The sequence below is a fragment of the Rhodococcus sp. JS3073 genome (genome assembly GCF_026810085.1).
Classification (GTDB): domain Bacteria; phylum Actinomycetota; class Actinomycetes; order Mycobacteriales; family Mycobacteriaceae; genus Rhodococcus_F; species Rhodococcus_F wratislaviensis.
In genome coordinates this window covers 2,163,159-2,179,896 of record NZ_CP113951.1, presented here as the reverse complement: position 1 = coordinate 2,179,896, position 16,738 = coordinate 2,163,159, and the positions used below count along the sequence as shown (strand labels likewise).

Below are 16,738 nucleotides of genomic sequence, written 5' to 3'. Positions count from 1 at the left end.
ACGCTAACGCTCCTGGGACAATAGCTCCAATGAATGTTTCCAATAGGGGCATAGATATCATTCATGCATCCGACCGAACGCAGTCTGCCGGCCGACCGCGGTGTGTCGCGATCGGCCGGCAGACCAGTGAGGTGTACAGGTGTCAGAACGGGAACTGTTGGGCCAAAGAGCGGCTGGTGCGCCACTGCCACTGGGTGAATTCGTCCCAGCTGCTCTGCGTCCCGAATCGCGTGCCGTTGCCGGACGCTCCGGTACCGCCGAACGGGGCATACGCGTCGTTGTTCAGGGTCTGGTCGTTGATATGGACCATCCCCGTGCGGAGCTGATCGGCCAGCCGTTCTCCGCGTTCGACCGAACCCGTCTGAATCGCGGCGACGAGACCGTACTCGGTGTCGTTCGCGACGGCGATGGCTTCCGCCTCGTCCTTGACGACCACGACGGGAGCGACCGGACCGAAGATCTCTTCCTGGAAGGCCGGCATCGACGGGGTGACGCCCGCGAGAACGGTCGGCCGGTAGAAGAGTCCCTCGAACGTTCCGCCTGTGCGAATCTCGGCACCGGCGTCGCGGGTTGCCCGGACGATGCGATCGACGTTGGCGACCTGGTGTTCGTTGATCAGGGGGCCGAGCGCGACCTGTCCGGTGTTGGGGTCACCGACCGGGAGGTTGGCGGCGCGCGCCGTCAGCTTCTCGAGGTAGCGATCGGCCACCGATTCGAGGACGATGTGCCGGCCGGCCGTCATGCAGACCTGGCCCTGGTGGAGGAAGGAGCCCCAGGCGCCGGCCGAACTCGCGGCATCGAGGTCGGCATCGTCCAGGACGATCAGGGCGTTGTTGCCGCCGAGCTCGAGGGAGACACGCTTGAGCGTCCGTCCCGCGGTCGCGCCGACCTGGCGTCCGACGGACGTCGAGCCGGTGAACGAGATCAAGGAGACGACAGGGTGTTCGGACAGCGCCTGCCCGGGCTCGGCGTCACCGGCGAGAACGTGCAGTACTCCCTCCGGCAGTCCTGCCGCCGCAAACAGTTGAGCGATCACGACGCCGCCGCTGATGGCGGTCTGCACGTCGGGCTTGAGGACCACCGCGTTACCGAGAGCGAGGGCGGGTGCGACCGCTCGCATCGCCAGGACCAGCGGGAAGTTCCACGGGCTGATGACGCCGACGACACCCAACGGAACACGGCGTCCGATGCTGACGCGGCCTTCCTGGCTGGTGGGCAGCAAGTGACCCCACGGCTGGGTGGGCAGGGCCGATGCTTCCCACAGCTCGGAGAGAACCAGGTCGACCTCGAAGGCGGCCTTGCCCGGGACGGCGCCGCCCTCGCGGATCAGCCAGCGTTCGACCTCGGCACGGTTCGCGTCGAGTGTCATTGCGGCCTTACGCAATACGTCCGCGCGGGCGTGACCGGTGCGGGCAGCCCAGCCCGGCTGAGCGGCCGCCGCGCGGCGGGCGGAGCGGTCGATGTCGGACGCGTCCGCTGCGCCGATTTCACCGAGTACCGCGCCGGTGGCGGGCTCGGTCACCTTGATGCTGCCGCCCGAAGCGGTGACCCAGTTGCCGTCGAAGATTTTGCCGGACCAGGTCTCGCCGCCGAGAAGGTCAGTCATGTCAGCTCCCATTCATAGAGTCGATAACGTCGATCACTTCACGGGAACGAAGCGATGTGGAACACACTGTGCCCCGGACGTGGGGGCCCGTGTTGTCCCGGAGCGACAGGATTGTTGCCGTCAGGCGACAGTGTGGGGGAGCGCCTGGTGACGGGCGTCCGACGGCGTCATCCCGTACTCGGCACGGAACGCGCGCGTGAAGGCTGGCGCGTCGTAGAAGCCGTACCGCGACGCCAAAGACGAGATGGTGCGGTCGAGCAGATTCGGGTTGGTGAGGTCCCGGTGCACGCTCGCCAGCCGTTCCCGGCGGATCACCGCGCTGAGGGTGTGGCCGTAGTCGGCGAAGATGCGCTGCAGTGTGCGCGGCGACATGTGTAGCGCCGATGCGATCGAGCCGACGCTGAGGCCCGGGTCGGCGAGATTGCGGCGAACATGGCGGAGGATCTGCTCCCGAACCGCGGACGAGGGCGGCGCCGAGCGAGTCTCCGGCGCGGTGAGTACCGCAGACACGAGGCTCATGCCGGCGTCACCGAGCAGGGTGGCAGCCGAAGGGTCCACGTCGGCGCCCTCGGCGACCGCGGTCGTGACGAAGTGCTCGAGGAGCGCGCCGGACCCGGCTCGCACGTCGTAGGTGCGTTCCAGACACTCCCGGATCTCGTTCGGCGTGAGAACGAACGAGTGGCGTGGAAACGTGACGACGGAGCACGACCAGGTGTCCGTGAAGGACAGTTCGTACGGCAGTGCCACGTCGTACATCACCGCACGACCTCGGTCGACGACGAGTTCCCGGTCCCCTTGATGCAGGACCGCGCGACCCTTCTTCACCGCGCAGAGCTTCAACGACTCGGACGGATTCCGCCGGGCGGCCCGGGGGCTGCGGCTCAGCACCTGCGGTGTCCCCGAGATGGTGAAGGCCTCCACGGTGCCGAGCACGACCGCCTGCATCGTCCCCGTGACCTGGGCGTCCGAGGCAAGCCGAGGTGCGAGTCCACCGAATTCGGTGGACATGATCTCGCTCCAGGAGTCCGTCACTCGATTCACGTCGGCATCACCACACCACATCTTCGCCTGCATGACAGTTCTGCTCGAACAGTATGACGCTACGCGGACGGGACGCTTCGGGTTACCGTGCCGAAATCCGCCGGGTCGCCTCCGGCGGTTCCGAGAAGGCGTACGTGTTCGGGTGTGAGTTCGCTGATCATGCGGACACCCATCAACTGGAGGGTCCGCATGATGTCGGCGCGCAGGATCTCGATGGCACGTTCGACTCCGCGCAGGCCGCCGGCCATCAGTCCGTACAGATAAGCCCTGCCGACGAACGTGAAGTCCGCCCCGAGCGCGAGCGCGGCCACGATGTCGCCGCCCGTGAGGATCCCGGTGTCGAGGTAGATCTCGGTGTCCGGTCCGGCGAGAGCCTCTTTCACACGTGGCAGCAGACGAAGGGGCACCGGTGCCCGGTCGAGTTGCCGGCCCCCGTGATTGGACAGGACGATGGCGTCCGCGCCGTGCTCGACACATCGGCGGGCGTCGTCGACGGTTTGCACACCTTTGACGACGAGTCGTCCGGCCCATTCCCTGCGCAGCCAGTCGAGATCGTCGAAGGTCAGCGTCGGGTCGAACATCTCGTTGATGAGCTGGGCGACCGAACCCGGATAGGAGTCGAGGGACGCGAAACTGAGCGGCTCCGTGGCGAGGATGTCGACCCACCACCTGGGATGGCGCGCGATGTCTGCGAATGTGCGCGCGCCCAGGGCCGGAGGGACGGTCATCCCGTTGCGCACGTCGCGAAGTCTGGCGCCACCGACCGGGGTGTCGACGGTGACGACGAGAGTCCCGTACCCCGCGTCCCGGGCGCGGTCGACGAGAGCCATGGACTTGTCGCGATCACGCCACAGATAGAGCTGGAACCACCGCTGCGCGTCCGGCGCCGCGGCCCTGACTTCCTCGATGGACGCGGTGCCCATCGTGGAGAGCACGAACGGCATTCCGTACTTCTCGGCGGCGCGGACACCGGCGATTTCACCTTCGGAGTTCATGAGCCGGGTGAAACCGGTCGGGGCGATTCCGAACGGCAACCCGCTGAGCTGTCCGCCGACGGTGGTCGACAGGTTCGTCGACGAGACGTCGCGCAGGATCCCCGGCTGGAATTCGATGTCCCGGAAGGCGCTGCGTGCCCGCCCCAGCCCGATCTCCTGCTCTGCTGCGCCGTCGACGTAGTCGAACACCATCCGCGGTACGTGCCTGCGGGCGATCGTCCGCAGATCCCCTATGGTGCAGGCTTTGTCGAGTGCCGCCCGACGGCGGTCCAGACTCGGGCGTTCGAAACGAAGGAAGGGTTTGACGCCCGCCCAGGAGGGGAGCTTCGTCATGTCGTTGCGTCCTGCCGCGCAATTCCGGGCACCGTTGGCGCATGTTCGACGTCAGGATTCTTCCGCTGCCGAGGGACCAGCAGCGCCGCGATCGCACCGATGACGGCGATCAGCGCGAACAGGTAGAAGGCGGGTGCGACATTCGACCCGTTGGCGATCACCAGACCGGTCAGCGTCGGACCCGTCACGCCGCCGAGCCTGCCGACGGAGGCAACCCACGCCGTTCCGGCCGCGCGGCTCGATGCCGGGAAGTACGAGGCGGCGAATCCGTAGATCAGGACCTGAGCGCCGATCGTTCCGGCACCGGCGACGAACGCAAGGGCGAACAACAACCACGAGGACACGTCCGTGCTGAGGACCAGGATCGCCACCGCGGCACTCGCCAGCGACGCTGCGGTGACAGCTTGCGGGCCGATCCGGTCCGACAGACGGGAAGCGAACAGCGGCACGATGATGGCCCCGGCATTGAGCACCAACAGGAAGGTCAGTGCGGAGCTGCTGCCGAATCCGGACGACTGCATCAACTTGGGAAGCCACGTGTTCAGCGCGTAGGTCAGCAGCAGCCCGCATGCGCTGAGCAGCCCGAACAGCAGGGTCGCGCGCCGCAACTCCCGGGTGAACAGGGCCCGCGGCCCCACCTTCTCACCGGGACGCGGAGGCTCCGGACGATCGATTCCGGCGCGGTCGGCGATGCGGTTCGCTTCGTCGACACTGCCGCGGGCGAGCAGGAAGCTCGGCGACTCGGGCAGCAACTTCAGCATGATCGGCACGAACACCAGGAGCGGTACGAGGCCGATCCAGTACATGGCCCGGACACCGAACGCGTCCACCACCACGAGTCCGAGCAGGGACGCCAGAACGCCGCCCCCGGGGAAGCCGGCCCACACGATGGCACTGTAGGTGTGGCTCTTGCCCTTGGGCGAGAACTCGACCGCCATGGCGGCAGCCAGTGGAATGAGTGCGCCGACGCCCACGCCGACGAAGAAGCGTGCCACTCCGAACAGTGTGGCGTCGGGGGCGATGGCGCACACGCCCATCCAGGCCGAGAACCACCCGGTGGCCGTGATCATCAACGTTCGGCGCCCGAGACGGTCGGCGATCCCGCCGACGAGGATCGAGCCGACCAACATGCCGACGAGCGCGTAGCTTCCGATCACTCCGGCTCGTGCCGGGGTCAGGTTCCACGCGGGGTCGGCGAGCATCGAGGGCAGGGTGGTCCCGTAGGCCACCATGTCGTAGCCCTCGAACACGACGGCCAGCAGGCACAGCAGAAGCACGACGCGCGCCGATGTCCCGGACCCTTCTCGTTGTCCCGTGGCTGATTGATCGCTCATGTCGGCTTCTCTCTCGCAATGGTGTGAGGGTTCATCGGGCGACTGGCGAGTGACCGTCGGGTCTGGCTGCGCCACATCGAACCCGGGGATGTGCGCCGACAATTCGCCGGTTGGTTATCCCCTGGAGGCGGCCCTCGCTGTGCTGCACGTCACGGTATCCGGCCACGTGGAATAGCTCCAATGAATGTTTGACATACCCCCATCGATGGTGTCTATTGCAGTTCATGACCGACTTCGACCTGAATCTCGTGCGGACGTTCCTGCTCCTGTACGAGACACGCAGCGTCACACGAACTGCCGAACGCCTCTCGCTCACCCAGCCGTCGGTCAGCCACGCCCTGAGCCGGATGCGGAAACAGTTCAACGACAGCCTCTTCAGCCGATCGCCGTCAGGTCTGCAGCCGACGGAACTGGCGAGTGCGATGTATCCGAGGCTTCGTCAGGCGTTCGAGGTCATCGACACCACGGTGAGCGGTGTGGGCCAGTTCGTTCCCGCGACGTCGCGCCGCACCTTCCGACTCCACGCCACCGACCTCGGCGAAGTGAGCCTGCTACCGTCGGTGCTCCGTCTCATCGCGGAGATTGCTCCGGGGGTCGACGTCCACATCATTCCGCTCGACTTCGCCGTGGTCGAGACCGAACTCCGGCAAGGGCAAGCCGACGCCGTCATCTGCACCCCGAGGATCACCGCCCCCGACTTCGAACGCGACGTCCTGCTCCGTGACAGCTATTGCGGAATCTGCAGCGCATCGCATCCGCGGGTCGGCACCGATCCGACACTCGACGAATTCTTGAACGAGCGCCACGTCGCCGTCGATGTGAGCGCCGGCCACACGGACGTCGACAGGTCGTTGTCCCTGCTCGGCCACTCACGCGACGTCGCGTTGCGCATCGCGCATTTCGCGGCGCTTCCGCAGCTGATCGAGAAGACGCCCCATCTCTCGATCATCCCCCGGTCGGTCTCGGACAAGTTCTGCCGGATGGCCGACGTGAAAACGTTCGAACTCCCGTTTGCCGTTCCAGCCGTGGAGATTTCTCTCTACACGTACAAGAGGGTGCTGCCGGATCCCGGTACCGAATGGTTTCGAAGAACCGTGAAGATAGCCCTGGGTGTCGAAGCGCGCTAACCGGGCCGAGGTTTTCGGCGCCAACGGCTGAGCGCCCCGCACACTCACCCCGAGGGGAGCTGCATCTGGTGAGGGACATCTACGCCACTCAAAAAGAAGGCCGAAGTCCGGGCGTGGCTGGCCGAACATCCACGTATCCAAGTGCATTTCATCCCCGCCTGGCATCGTGGCTGAACCTCGTGGAGGTGTCGCCACCGTCGATAACAACGGAGTATGCACTACGCCCAGGTCATCGTGACCAGGGGATTCACACCGCCTCGCCGACGCCCTCGCCGACGCCCTCGCCGGCAACGGAGTGCACCCACTCGACTGACGACGCCAGACCGACGGCACCGGTCACCACCGGTCTTGACGACTGCACGTCCGGAATCTTGATGTCCACAGATCCGGAGATCTCATGTCCGCCGGCCCGGACTTCCTCGTGTCCGTTGACAGCTGTATCTTCCGAATTCGCTGAAGCGCTGAGTATCCCGGCCATACCGATCAAACGAGTAACGGTGTCCGTTGTCCATTGTCAAAACGAACCCTGGTGACCGTAGAACGGCGCCCAGTACGCCTTGCCTCGTCGTCCGGAGCCAATGGTCGCGATCGTCAGCTACTGCTCCGGACCAGCCCCCTGTCAAAAGGTGCTGGTGGTCCATTCAATTCGTGAATTCTCCTTTGTTGAACGAAGATTCCGCCCTCGAGCAGTCCCATGTAGTGGGAAGATCGGTGCGGATTCAATTGCGCCCCGAGGAGGCACCATGAAGTCCGTTTCCGGTATCCGCAGTTCCCTTCGCATCCTTGCTCGCTCGCTCCCTGTGGCAGCCCTGATTCTCCTTCCCACCGCCGCGGCGACACTACCGGCACAGGCAGCGCCGGCGGTGGTCACCGAAGACACCTTCACTGATACCACTGACCGTGTCGGACCCGCCTCGTACTGCTCGGCCGGGCCGCTGTACAACCTCACCGAGACCTTCAACTTCTCCGTGCGCACTGTCGACACGAGTGCAGGCGTTCAGCGCGTCAACCTCCGGTACACGGTGTCGGTGACAGGGGTTCCCGTCGAACCAGGCCTGCCCACCGTCACCGCCACCGGAGCCAGCGTTGGTGGGCTTACCAGCGGTCCGGCCGAAACCAACTCAGGTCAGCTACTGATCAAATGGTCGTTCTCCGACGGCACTCAGCTGACCGAGCGCTCATTGTTTCACTACACCTTTGCCAACGGGGACTTCACGAACTTCCGAGTAACCTGCAACAGCATCCCGTAACGAACGGCCGAGTTAAGCTGGCGACCGCGCTGAACAGCTTGGTCTGGCCGGTATGGCGATGGCTAAAACGAACCCGAGAACCGCAGAACGGCGCTCAGCCCGTTTCGCCTGCATCGCCCCTAACAAGCGCAAGTGGCCGGCGCAGAAATAGCCGGGAAGATCGGTCTCACCTCCTGTCGTAACGTCAAGCGGACGGGCTCAACTCGGAGTTGTACGACTCGGCGTTTGCCGTAGCCCCACCATCGATCGACAAGACTGTGCCCAAGACGAACGAGCTCTGGTCGGAGGAAAGCCAAACCACAGCGTCTGCCACTTCATCCGGAGTTCCGAGCCGATTCAACGGTTGCGGGGCCAGAATCATCTCCTTCGCGGCCGCGGGTAGCTGGGCAACCATGGGTGTGCCGATGGCGCCGGGAGCGACTGCGTTGATCCTGATTCCCATGTTGGCGTATTCGCCGGCAGCTGTCTTCGTCAGTCCGACGACTCCATGTTTGGCGGCCACATACGCGCCGGCCCACAACGTTCCGACGAGCCCGGCCTCGGAGGCTGTGTTGACAATGGTGCCGCCTCCGTTGCTCTTCATGTATTGGATTTCGTACTTCATCGCGAGCCATACGCCTTTCAGGTCGACTGCGATGATGCGGTCAAACTCGTCCTCGTCGATCTCAGCCATGAACCCTGTTCCCGAGATCCCGGCATTGTTGTGCGCGAAGTCGAGTCGCCCGAAGTGCGCGACTGTCTCGTCGACCATGTCCCGGACTGATGTCGAATCGGCGACGTCAACCGGGATGAAGATCGCCTTTCCCCCGGCCTCTTCGACGAGGGCGACGGTTTCGAGTGCTTGGTCGCGAACGTGTTCCAGGTCGGCAACCACGACACCGGCGCCCTGGCGGCCGAACGCCACTGCCGTAGCGCGGCCTATGCCTCCGGCCGCACCGCTCACCAATCCAGCTTTTCCTTCAAAATCGCGCATTTGCATATCCCTCAATGATCTCTTTGTTGTGTGTCAGCGCCACCGGGCGTGAAGACCGTTTGCAAAGGTGGAGCCCATATTTTCGCGGTCTGAATCTCTCCAGGTAGACCGCATTGAGAAGCCTCGACGGCTATCGAACAAGCCATCCGGCATCGACAGGGAGCGCAACCCCGGTGACGAAGCGACCCGTATCGGACACCAGATACTCGACGGCGGCACTGATGTCCTCCGGGTCCACCCATGGTTCTGGAAGAGCATGGAGCGCGGGGAGCACGGCGGCGACATCATCACGGGTGGGGGCTTGGTGATCGGGAAGAAACAGCTGGTAGAGAGCGCTGTTGTGCACCATTGCCGTGTCCGTAGTTGTCGGGAGAACTGCGTTGACACGAATGCGGTCAGGACCCAACTCGATCGCCAGCGCCTTCATCAGACCGAGCACTCCATGCTTTGCAGCTGTGTAGTGAACGAGATTGGCGTTGCCCTTGACGCTGGCCGTCGAGCCGGTCAGAACGATCGCACCGCCGAGGCCGCCGGCGCGAAGATGTGGGATAGACGCGCGGACCGTATTGAAGACCCCCGTCAGATTGACGTCGATCATGTCGTCCCAGATGTCATCCGACATCGAATCGGCGGGACAGAAGCTGGCGAATCCGGCGTTGGCAACGACGATGTCGAGGCCTCCCAGCTCCCCGACAGCGGCGTCAAGCTGGTCGCGCAGTCCACCGCGATCACGAACATCGATCCGAGCGGTGACAATACGGCGGCCCAGAGCTGTGACTTGTGTAGCTGTCGTAGCGAGATCCATATCGGAGGCCATCGCATACGGAGCCGTGGTTACCGACCCACAGATATCGAAGGCAATGACGTCCGCCCCGTTGCGGGCAAGACGCACAGCGTGGCTTCGTCCTTGTCCGCGTGCCGCCCCAGTGATGAAGGCGACCTTGCCGCGAAGCGGTAGTGATCCCATTAATTCGTCAGATTTGGTACTCGTCGATGAGTGGTTGCAGCAACTGTGCTGCAATGTCAGGGGTGACAAACTCGGCGGGATCGATCTCTCGAATGGTTCGGCTAGCCGGGTTCTCGTAAACTCTCTCGCCGATGAGAAGGCAATCCTCACTGTACGGCCAAAAGGTGCTCAACCAATGCTCGAGTTGGTAATAACCTTCCGAATTCTCGACTGTCAGTCCCATAGCCTCGATCTGATAGCCACGCAGGTGGTGCGCGAAGTGCGACTCGATCGCCAACCCCCAGTCGGCAACCGCCATCTTTTCGCTCAACGGTCCGAACACCGTTCCTCCGGAGCCATCGAGCGCGGAGTAGAACGTTGCTACTTCATCACGTCCATTCAGGGTCAGGGACTGATCCATGTAGAACATGAAATAGTGAGGATTCTCTACCATCAGGTTGTCCTGCAGGATTTCTTTCCAACGCCCTGAAACCTCCAGCATTGCATGCAGCCTGTAGTTCTTGATCATCGCAATATGGCGAGGATCGGACGTCTTTTCGAGCAGTTCATTGGGGCTCACGCATACATTGCGCGGATCGAAGTTGGGCATGGAAGTCTCCTGTTTACGGGCTGTGCGGGGCTGATAATGCGACGGTCAAAAAGGACCGCCTTTAATGTGTTGCATGACAAACCTACGTCGATAGTGTGATCTACGCCATCCCGATTCTTTCGATCGTCTTCGGGAAAACCGGATGAGAATCTCGGTAGCCCTTGAGCCCGGCTGGAACGTCCGGGGTCTGCCCGCCGCACGCCTCCTCCCGCGTGCATCCGCACCCCAGGGCAGGCGCCCGCAAACCCCCTCGCGCGTCGGCGGTCACCCCAGGGCGTCCTGCAGATCCGGCAATCCACCGCAGCCCTTCACTGGTTCAACGCTAGGTAGATCCCCAGTGTTGCCCAGGCCACTCTGTGGGATCATGAAGTAATCCCCGCTGCTGGAGGAACCTGCGATCGCCCAATCTGGTGTCACGGATCTGACCCTCCGAGTGTGCGCGACGACAATCGGTCTCGCGCCACAAGAGGTGGCGATAGATGACAGAGGGTGAGTCGAGCGGATGAGTCGAGCGGAGCACGGCGATGGCGGAAGCCGGCTGAATCTGAATCTGCGGCGGTTGATGCTCTTTCAAGCCGTTGCAAAGCACCGGCATTTTGGTCGTGCTGCACAGGAACTCTTCGTCTCACCGACATCCCTGAGCGAGCAGATCAGAAAACTGGAAGACGAAATTGGTATCCAGCTGTTCGATCGCACTCCTCGTGGCGCTCAACTGACACAGGAGGGGCAGGTTCTATTAGAATCCGCCGGCCGAATCATTAAAGAAGCCGATCGTTTTGATGCGCTGGTTTGGTCCATTCTCCGGGGCAGTAGAGATAAGATAAGGTTAGGTTTTGTACCCCTTGCGGCGGGGCCGCTAACGGCAGTCTTCGTTCGGCGGTTCGAGGATGATTTTAAGCAATTCGAACTTGAGCTCATCTCCGTCGACTTTTCTGAGCAGAATTCATCCGTACAGTCATCGGAGATAGACGCATGCATCGCGAGAGGGCCACTCGACCTTACTGGCCTGCGTTTTGTGAAGCTCGTTTCCGAGCCTCGAATGGTCATGATCTCGCGCAGTAATCGGATGGCAAACGCAAGCTATCTCACCATCGAAGATTTGCAATCCGAACCCAGAGTGACCCGAACCAACGTGCCCAACGATTGGCACAATTGGTGGTCACTCGATCCTTCTCCCAACGGCACGAGCCCGCCTTACGGGCCATCGGTTCTAACGTTCGAAGAGCAGATAGAATTGGCGGCAATCGATAGAGCAATTAGTATCGTTCCAGCGTCGGCAACTTTTTACTATCACAGGCCAGATATTGCATTCATACCGATCCGCGACGCACCACCAAGCGAAGTCTTTCTCTGTGCGCGTGCTGATCGCAACCATCCAGGCGTCGATGCGCTCTTCGACGTGGCGCGGAGTACCTATTCGGCCACCTCCGAGGGGTAGCCAAGCCATAAGGACAGGCAACTGGTTCATCCTGGGCGGCCGCATCGGTGGCCTGGCCGAGCTGCGTCCGGGAGTAGCTCGAGTGAGGTCACCACCTGCTCGTACGACGACTGATCGGGCCAACAGCGACTGTCGACCAGCCCCACATCTACGGTTTACTTCCCCCACGGTGTGGTGGCGGCACCGATTGGAGAGTCACGCCGGACCCGGATATCTCTGTTAATACATGAAAGCCGCGAAGGCCACTGGTCCGAGGGGCTTTCTCATATCTGGCCGCGGTCGCCACATCTACCTTCCGGATCCAACAGCAACAAGATCGCCGGTTGTCGTAGCGTGCGACCGACCATCGTTGCGCCGGAACCCGCCACAAGCGGGCCACACCGAAGAACACGGTCGCCGCCAGCACCCCGAGAGCCAGCGCAATCAGTGGAGCCCGCCGCCCCGCAGTCGGGTACGCCGCCGCACCGAGCATCAGGCCGGCACCCACCGCGTTCAGGGTCAGGGCCGGTTCGGTCGCCACCGCCACAACAGCAGGCAGGCCGATCGCTGCGGCGCCCACGAGCGCGGTGGCGGCTGCGCCGATCCCGGAACGCAACCGCAGCAGCATCGTCAGCACGGCGACGGCAACGACTGCTGCGATAGTTCCGGCCCACTGCGGAGTGACCAGCACCCCGCTCAGGCCGTCCTTCGCAGCGATGGTGTGGTCGAGTACCTCCGATTCGCGGAGAGCGAGGCCAGCGAGCACACCGCCGATCAGGGCGGCAACGATCGGGCCACACCGATCAACGAGATCGAGATTCACCGGCAGACCGTAACCCGCAGCATTGGCAGAGCCCGGCATTCCGGGTGAGCCTTAGCTGTGGCCGCGTTGGTGTTCACTGCGGATGTCGGGACCTCGGCGTCAATGGCTGAGGTGTCGTTGGAGTGCCGGAAGATCGGCGAAAGCCGATCCTTTTTTCGGTGTGATGACCGTATCGTCCATGTCCTGGGGGTATGGCCGCTGTTCGGTCTGGGACTGTTGCTCGCGGCACCGCCTGTGGTGGCGGCATTAGCAATGCGAAAGTGGGTTTCCTGGTTTGCCGTCGCGGCACTCGTCGGTTTGGCGATCGCCGGGCTGGTGAATTGGGCGTAAGCCTCTTACTGGGGATTGCTTCTCTTCGCTGTTCCCTTGGCGGTCCTTGGATCAATCGTCGCGACGTTCCAGCGAGCTGTCCCGCGTCCGGGGAGGTCAGGACGTGGTCCTGCGGCAGCGGCGTAAGGGCAGTGCTGAAGACGCCGATCGAGAGTAGTAGAGAAGTTGCGACCTGTACCGCTTTCTCAGTGTGGTGAACCGACTGGGGTTCGGTGTGTTCCGGATGAACGTCGGGGGATCAGGGTCGGGAGGGCACGCCTGATCGGGTTGTCGACGAGGGCGGGTTCGAGCATGAGATCGAGGGCGGTGGCGGCGATCTGGTCGAACGGGGTGCGCACCGAGGTCAGCGGGACGGGAAGTAGATGTGCGAGGGGGATGTCGTTGTACCCGACCAGTGCGATGTCGCCGCCGATGGATAGGGACCGTTGATGGGCGGCCGCGATGACGCCGAGCGCGAGATTGTCGTTGGCCGCGAAGACCGCGGTGGGCGGGGTGGAGGAGTTGAAGAGTCGGCGTCCGGCTTCTTCGCCGCTTTCGATGCCGAAGGTGGTTTCGATGAGCCGGTCCGGGTTGACCGTGATTCCTGCCTCCTGCAGAGCCCGCCGCGCTCCGGCGAGGCGTCCGGTGGCGGTGGAGGTGAAGAGCGGACCGGACAGCACGGCGATGTCGGTGTGCCCGAGGTCGATCAGGTGCCGGGTAGCGAGGTAGCCGCCGGCTTCGTCGTCGCCGATCGAGGACGGGCTGATGCCATCGGTGCGCAGGACGAGTGCGTGTGGCACCCCCTGCTCGCGAAGCTCGCGCGGTAGCGGATCCTCGCGGAGGCTGGAGGCGATAATCAGGCCGTCGACGTTGCGGGCGAGGAGAGTGCGTGCCGCCTCGCCTTCGTCGGTGGGGTCGTCACCGGTCGTCGCGACGACGGTGAAGTAACCGAGCCGGGTCGCGGCACGGCTGATGGCCTCGAACATCAACGCCATAACGGTGTCGCTCAACCGCGGGACGAGCACTCCGATGGTCGCAGTCTGGCCGCGCCGCAGGCTGGAGGCGAAGGTGTTGCGCCGGTAGCCGAGTTGATCGGCGACCGCGCGCACCCGTTCGGCGGTGGCCGACCGCGAGGGCGGTACCCGATCGTCGAGCACCCGGCTCACGGTCGAGGTGCTCACGCCGGCTGCCTCCGCGACTTCCCGCAGCGTGACCACCCTGCTCTTTTCCCGCATCCGCTGCGCGCTCCCGTTCGCTTCCATGGCCTTCCTCTCTACCGCCTTCGGTGGTCTGTCGACCCACTGAGAAGGCCTGATCACCGCGTCCTCCGTGGTGACCCTTGACACAGTTACCGATCGTAGCGCACGATGAAATCGTTCACGGGAACGTTCCCGGGAACGTTTGCAAAGTTTCTTCGAGGGAAAGAGCACCCCATGAGCACACTCGACCTCCGCGGCCTCACCCCGGCACCGGTGACCCCGTTCACCCGGGACGGCGCCGTCGACTACGACGCCATCCAGCGCCTCGGCTCGTGGCTCGGCAGTGTCGACGGCGTCAAGGGCCTGGTCGTCCTCGGCCACGCCGGTGAGGGCACCTTCCTCACCCAGGACGAGCAGGTCCGCGTCATCGCCGCGTTCAAGGACTCCGTCGACGGCCGGCTGCCGATCATCGCCGGCATCACCGGCGAGGGCACCGCCGTCTCGGTGGAAGAAGCCCAGCGCGCCGTGGACGCCGGCGCCTCCGCCGGTCTGGTGTACCCGTCGCACGGGTGGCTGCGGTTCGGCTACCAGGACGGCGCACCGCAGGATCGGTACAAGGCCATCTACGAAGGCTCCGGTCTGCCGCTGATCCTGTTCCAGTACCCGGACGTCACCAAGGCCACCTACAACCTGGACACCCAGCTCGAGATCGCCGCCCAGCCCGGCGTGTTCGCCACCAAGAACGGGGTGCGGAACATGCGCCGCTGGGACCGGGAGATCCCGGTCCTGCGTCGCGAGAACCCCGACCTGCAGATCCTGAGCTGCCACGACGAGTACCTGCTGCACACGGTGTTCGACGTCGACGGCCTGCTCGTCGGCTACGGCGGACTCGCTCCCGAGCCGCTGGTCGAGCTCATCGCCGCCGGCAAGGCCAAGGACTACTCCGCCGCCCGCGCGATCCACGACCGTCTGCTGCCGGTGACGGCCAACGTCTACCACCGCGGCTCGCACATGGAAGGCACCGTCGCCCTCAAGGAAGGCCTGGTCGCCCGCGGCATCCTCGAGCATGCCACCGTGCGTCCGCCGTTGCTGCCGCTGGCAGAGGGCGCGGGTGCCGAGATCGCCGCCGCTCTGCGGTCGGCCGGGCTGTCCTCGGTCACCGTTCCCGTTTGACCCGGCCCACCCCTCGCCGGTTCAGGATCCGGATTCTGTAAGAGAGTCCGTTGCGTGCGGTATCTGAGCACCGCGCGCTGGTCCCGCCGCCCGGCCCGCACACCCCCCGGGCCGGGCGGCGGCACCACCCCCGAGTAGTCCCGGGCCACTTCCGGCCCGCCGCGGCCGTGGTCGCCGTACTTCCCCCTTCGAGCCGGCGGCGCCGTCTATCCTCGGCGCCTCACTCCGCATCGGCGGCTCGAACACCAGAAAGTAGGCTCATCGATGAGCACATCAGCCGATTCCGCCGGAGGCACATCAGTGGTCGCAGGCGCACCCCGACCACCGGCCGGCTCTCACTGGTCGCAACGCACCTTCGTCCGGACCCTGGCGATGGCGGGGCCGGCGTTCATCGCCGGGGCATGGCAGTTCGGGCCCGGAAATCTCGCCAGCGCCGTCCAAGCCGGCAGCGAATACAGCTACTCGCTGATCTGGGTCATCGCCCTGTCGACGATCTTCATGCTCGTCTACGCCGACATGAGTGTTCGCCTCGGCATCCGCACACCCGTGTCGATGATCAGCTCCGTCAAGGACATCCTCGGTCGCCGCGTCGGAACCGCCGCCGGGATCGGCGTCTTCATCATCACCCTGTGTTTCTCCGTCGGCAACGCCGTCGGCTCCGGGCTCGGCCTGTCCATGGTGTTCGGCGGCTCCCCGCTCATCTGGTCCGCGGTCTGCACCGTCTTCGTCGGCCTGATCCTACTGTTCCGCAACGTCTACCGCACCGTCGAACGCGTCCTGCTGGTCATCGTCGCACTCCTGGCCGCCACCTTCATCTTCAGTGCCGTCATCGCCCAACCCGACTGGTTCCAGGCCGTGAACGGACTCGTCCCCTCCATCCCACCCGGCGGGCAACTGCTCGTCGTCGCCCTGGTCGGTACCAACTTCTCCCTCAACGCCGCGTTCTTCACTTCCTACGGAACACACGAACGCAATCGCACCGCAGCCGAATACCGCCAAACGACTATCGCCGACACCATCCCCGGGATCGTGGCCCCGGGCATCATGACCTCCCTCGTCATCATCGTCGCCGCCGCCGTCCTCGGCCGGCAGAACGCCGAAGCCACCACCCTCGCCGGGCTGGCCAGGATCTTCGAACCCATCGCCGGACCGGTCGGATCGACGATCTTCGCACTCGGCCTCTCGGGTGCCGCATTCTCTGCCATGGTCGCCAACGCCACCGCCGGCGGCACCATGCTCTCCGACGGACTCGGCAAAGGCCCGTCGCCCAGCACCCCGACCGCCAAACGCACCAGCGCCGCGATCCTCGCCTTCGGCCTCGTGATCACCATCCTGTTCACCAAGTCACCGGTGCAACTAATTATCTTCGCCCAAGCCCTCACCGTGCTCATCGCACCCTTCCTCGGGTTCTTGCTGTTCGTGATGAGCAACAACACCCAGCTGATGGGCAACCTCCGGAACACCTGGTGGAAGAACGTCATCGGCGCCCTCGGCTTCGTATCCATCCTGTCGCTCTCCGGCCTGCTGATCTACGAACTGCTCGGCTGACAACGACGCAGCCACCCACCGAGCCCGGCCCTGGTCGACACACTGCGAATGCGG

At 64.2% G+C, this 16,738-nt stretch carries 14 protein-coding genes; 5 read left to right on the top strand and 9 right to left on the bottom strand.

All coding sequences use genetic code 11. The features are described from left to right. Positions 1 to 142: 142 nt before the first annotated feature. From OYT95_RS09945 to OYT95_RS09930, 4 genes are all read right to left on the bottom strand, one after another. Complete coding sequence (locus OYT95_RS09945; RefSeq protein WP_268791347.1) at positions 143 to 1,606, bottom strand: benzaldehyde dehydrogenase; 1,464 nt, start codon at positions 1,604 to 1,606, stop codon at positions 143 to 145. A gap of 120 nt (positions 1,607 to 1,726) precedes the next feature. Then, a complete protein-coding gene (locus OYT95_RS09940) occupies positions 1,727 to 2,614 on the bottom strand; it encodes a helix-turn-helix domain-containing protein (protein ID WP_268791346.1) in 888 nt (295 codons plus the stop codon). Positions 2,615 to 2,706: 92 nt separating this feature from the next. Beyond that, entirely contained in the window at positions 2,707 to 3,975 is a 1,269-nt protein-coding gene (locus OYT95_RS09935; protein WP_268791345.1) for an alpha-hydroxy acid oxidase, read from the bottom strand. Beyond that, positions 3,972 to 5,309 carry an MFS transporter gene (locus OYT95_RS09930; protein WP_255221585.1) on the bottom strand — a complete coding sequence of 446 codons (1,338 nt, stop codon included), beginning with the start codon at positions 5,307 to 5,309 and terminating at the stop codon, positions 3,972 to 3,974. Before OYT95_RS09930 ends, OYT95_RS09935 begins: the two co-directional genes overlap by 4 nt. A 224-nt stretch (positions 5,310 to 5,533) precedes the next feature. On the opposite strand from OYT95_RS09930, the gene OYT95_RS09925 reads away from it, so the two are divergent. Next, a complete protein-coding gene (locus tag OYT95_RS09925) occupies positions 5,534 to 6,436 on the top strand; it encodes a LysR family transcriptional regulator (protein ID WP_268791344.1) in 903 nt (300 codons plus the stop codon). Between the two features lie 743 nt (positions 6,437 to 7,179). After that, positions 7,180 to 7,686: a hypothetical protein gene (locus OYT95_RS09920; RefSeq protein ID WP_268791343.1), complete on the top strand. Its 507-nt coding sequence runs from the start codon at positions 7,180 to 7,182 to the stop codon at positions 7,684 to 7,686. 184 nt (positions 7,687 to 7,870) lie between these two features. On the opposite strand, the gene OYT95_RS09915 is transcribed toward OYT95_RS09920, so the two are convergent. The 3 genes from OYT95_RS09915 to OYT95_RS09905 form a co-directional block, all read right to left on the bottom strand. Beyond that, positions 7,871 to 8,629, bottom strand: a complete 759-nt coding sequence (locus tag OYT95_RS09915; RefSeq protein ID WP_268791342.1) for an SDR family oxidoreductase — start codon at positions 8,627 to 8,629, stop codon at positions 7,871 to 7,873. A 160-nt stretch (positions 8,630 to 8,789) separates the two neighbouring features. Next, on the bottom strand, positions 8,790 to 9,626 hold the full coding sequence (locus OYT95_RS09910) for a mycofactocin-coupled SDR family oxidoreductase (RefSeq protein ID WP_268791341.1): 837 nt from the start codon (positions 9,624 to 9,626) through the stop codon (positions 8,790 to 8,792). A 7-nt stretch (positions 9,627 to 9,633) separates the two neighbouring features. Then, on the bottom strand, positions 9,634 to 10,215 hold the full coding sequence (locus tag OYT95_RS09905) for a hypothetical protein (protein ID WP_268791340.1): 582 nt from the start codon (positions 10,213 to 10,215) through the stop codon (positions 9,634 to 9,636). 502 nt (positions 10,216 to 10,717) lie between these two features. On the opposite strand from OYT95_RS09905, the gene OYT95_RS09900 reads away from it, so the two are divergent. Beyond that, positions 10,718 to 11,653, top strand: coding sequence for a LysR family transcriptional regulator (locus OYT95_RS09900; RefSeq protein ID WP_268791339.1), 936 nt, complete (start codon positions 10,718 to 10,720; stop codon positions 11,651 to 11,653). A 148-nt stretch (positions 11,654 to 11,801) separates the two neighbouring features. Here OYT95_RS09900 and OYT95_RS09895 read toward each other — a convergent pair whose 3' ends face one another. Both OYT95_RS09895 and OYT95_RS09890 read right to left on the bottom strand, forming a co-directional pair. Further along, on the bottom strand, positions 11,802 to 12,455 hold the full coding sequence (locus tag OYT95_RS09895) for a hypothetical protein (protein WP_268791338.1): 654 nt from the start codon (positions 12,453 to 12,455) through the stop codon (positions 11,802 to 11,804). A gap of 515 nt (positions 12,456 to 12,970) precedes the next feature. Then, a complete protein-coding gene (locus OYT95_RS09890) occupies positions 12,971 to 14,026 on the bottom strand; it encodes a LacI family DNA-binding transcriptional regulator (RefSeq protein ID WP_268791337.1) in 1,056 nt (351 codons plus the stop codon). A gap of 171 nt (positions 14,027 to 14,197) precedes the next feature. Between OYT95_RS09890 and OYT95_RS09885 the strand changes: the two genes are divergently transcribed. Beyond that, positions 14,198 to 15,136, top strand: coding sequence for a dihydrodipicolinate synthase family protein (locus OYT95_RS09885; protein WP_268791336.1), 939 nt, complete (start codon positions 14,198 to 14,200; stop codon positions 15,134 to 15,136). 300 nt (positions 15,137 to 15,436) lie between these two features. Next, the gene (locus tag OYT95_RS09880) at positions 15,437 to 16,684 is read left to right on the top strand and encodes an Nramp family divalent metal transporter (protein WP_442972563.1); all 1,248 of its coding nucleotides are present in this window, start codon (positions 15,437 to 15,439) and stop codon (positions 16,682 to 16,684) included. The last annotated feature ends 54 nt before the right edge of the window (positions 16,685 to 16,738 follow it).

Excerpts from the sequence above, each read along its gene's own strand:
- OYT95_RS09945 (WP_268791347.1), bottom strand. The coding sequence starts at position 1,606 with ATGACTGACCTTCTCGGCGGCGAGACCTGGTCCGGCAAAATCTTCGAC.
- OYT95_RS09940 (WP_268791346.1), bottom strand. The coding sequence starts at position 2,614 with ATGTCCACCGAATTCGGTGGACTCGCACCTCGGCTTGCCTCGGACGCC.
- OYT95_RS09935 (WP_268791345.1), bottom strand. The coding sequence starts at position 3,975 with ATGACGAAGCTCCCCTCCTGGGCGGGCGTCAAACCCTTCCTTCGTTTC.
- OYT95_RS09930 (WP_255221585.1), bottom strand. The coding sequence starts at position 5,309 with ATGAGCGATCAATCAGCCACGGGACAACGAGAAGGGTCCGGGACATCG.
- OYT95_RS09925 (WP_268791344.1), top strand. The coding sequence starts at position 5,534 with ATGACCGACTTCGACCTGAATCTCGTGCGGACGTTCCTGCTCCTGTAC.
- OYT95_RS09920 (WP_268791343.1), top strand. The coding sequence starts at position 7,180 with ATGAAGTCCGTTTCCGGTATCCGCAGTTCCCTTCGCATCCTTGCTCGC.
- OYT95_RS09910 (WP_268791341.1), bottom strand. The coding sequence starts at position 9,626 with ATGGGATCACTACCGCTTCGCGGCAAGGTCGCCTTCATCACTGGGGCG.
- OYT95_RS09905 (WP_268791340.1), bottom strand. The coding sequence starts at position 10,215 with ATGCCCAACTTCGATCCGCGCAATGTATGCGTGAGCCCCAATGAACTG.
- OYT95_RS09900 (WP_268791339.1), top strand. The coding sequence starts at position 10,718 with ATGAGTCGAGCGGAGCACGGCGATGGCGGAAGCCGGCTGAATCTGAAT.
- OYT95_RS09890 (WP_268791337.1), bottom strand. The coding sequence starts at position 14,026 with ATGGAAGCGAACGGGAGCGCGCAGCGGATGCGGGAAAAGAGCAGGGTG.
- OYT95_RS09885 (WP_268791336.1), top strand. The coding sequence starts at position 14,198 with ATGAGCACACTCGACCTCCGCGGCCTCACCCCGGCACCGGTGACCCCG.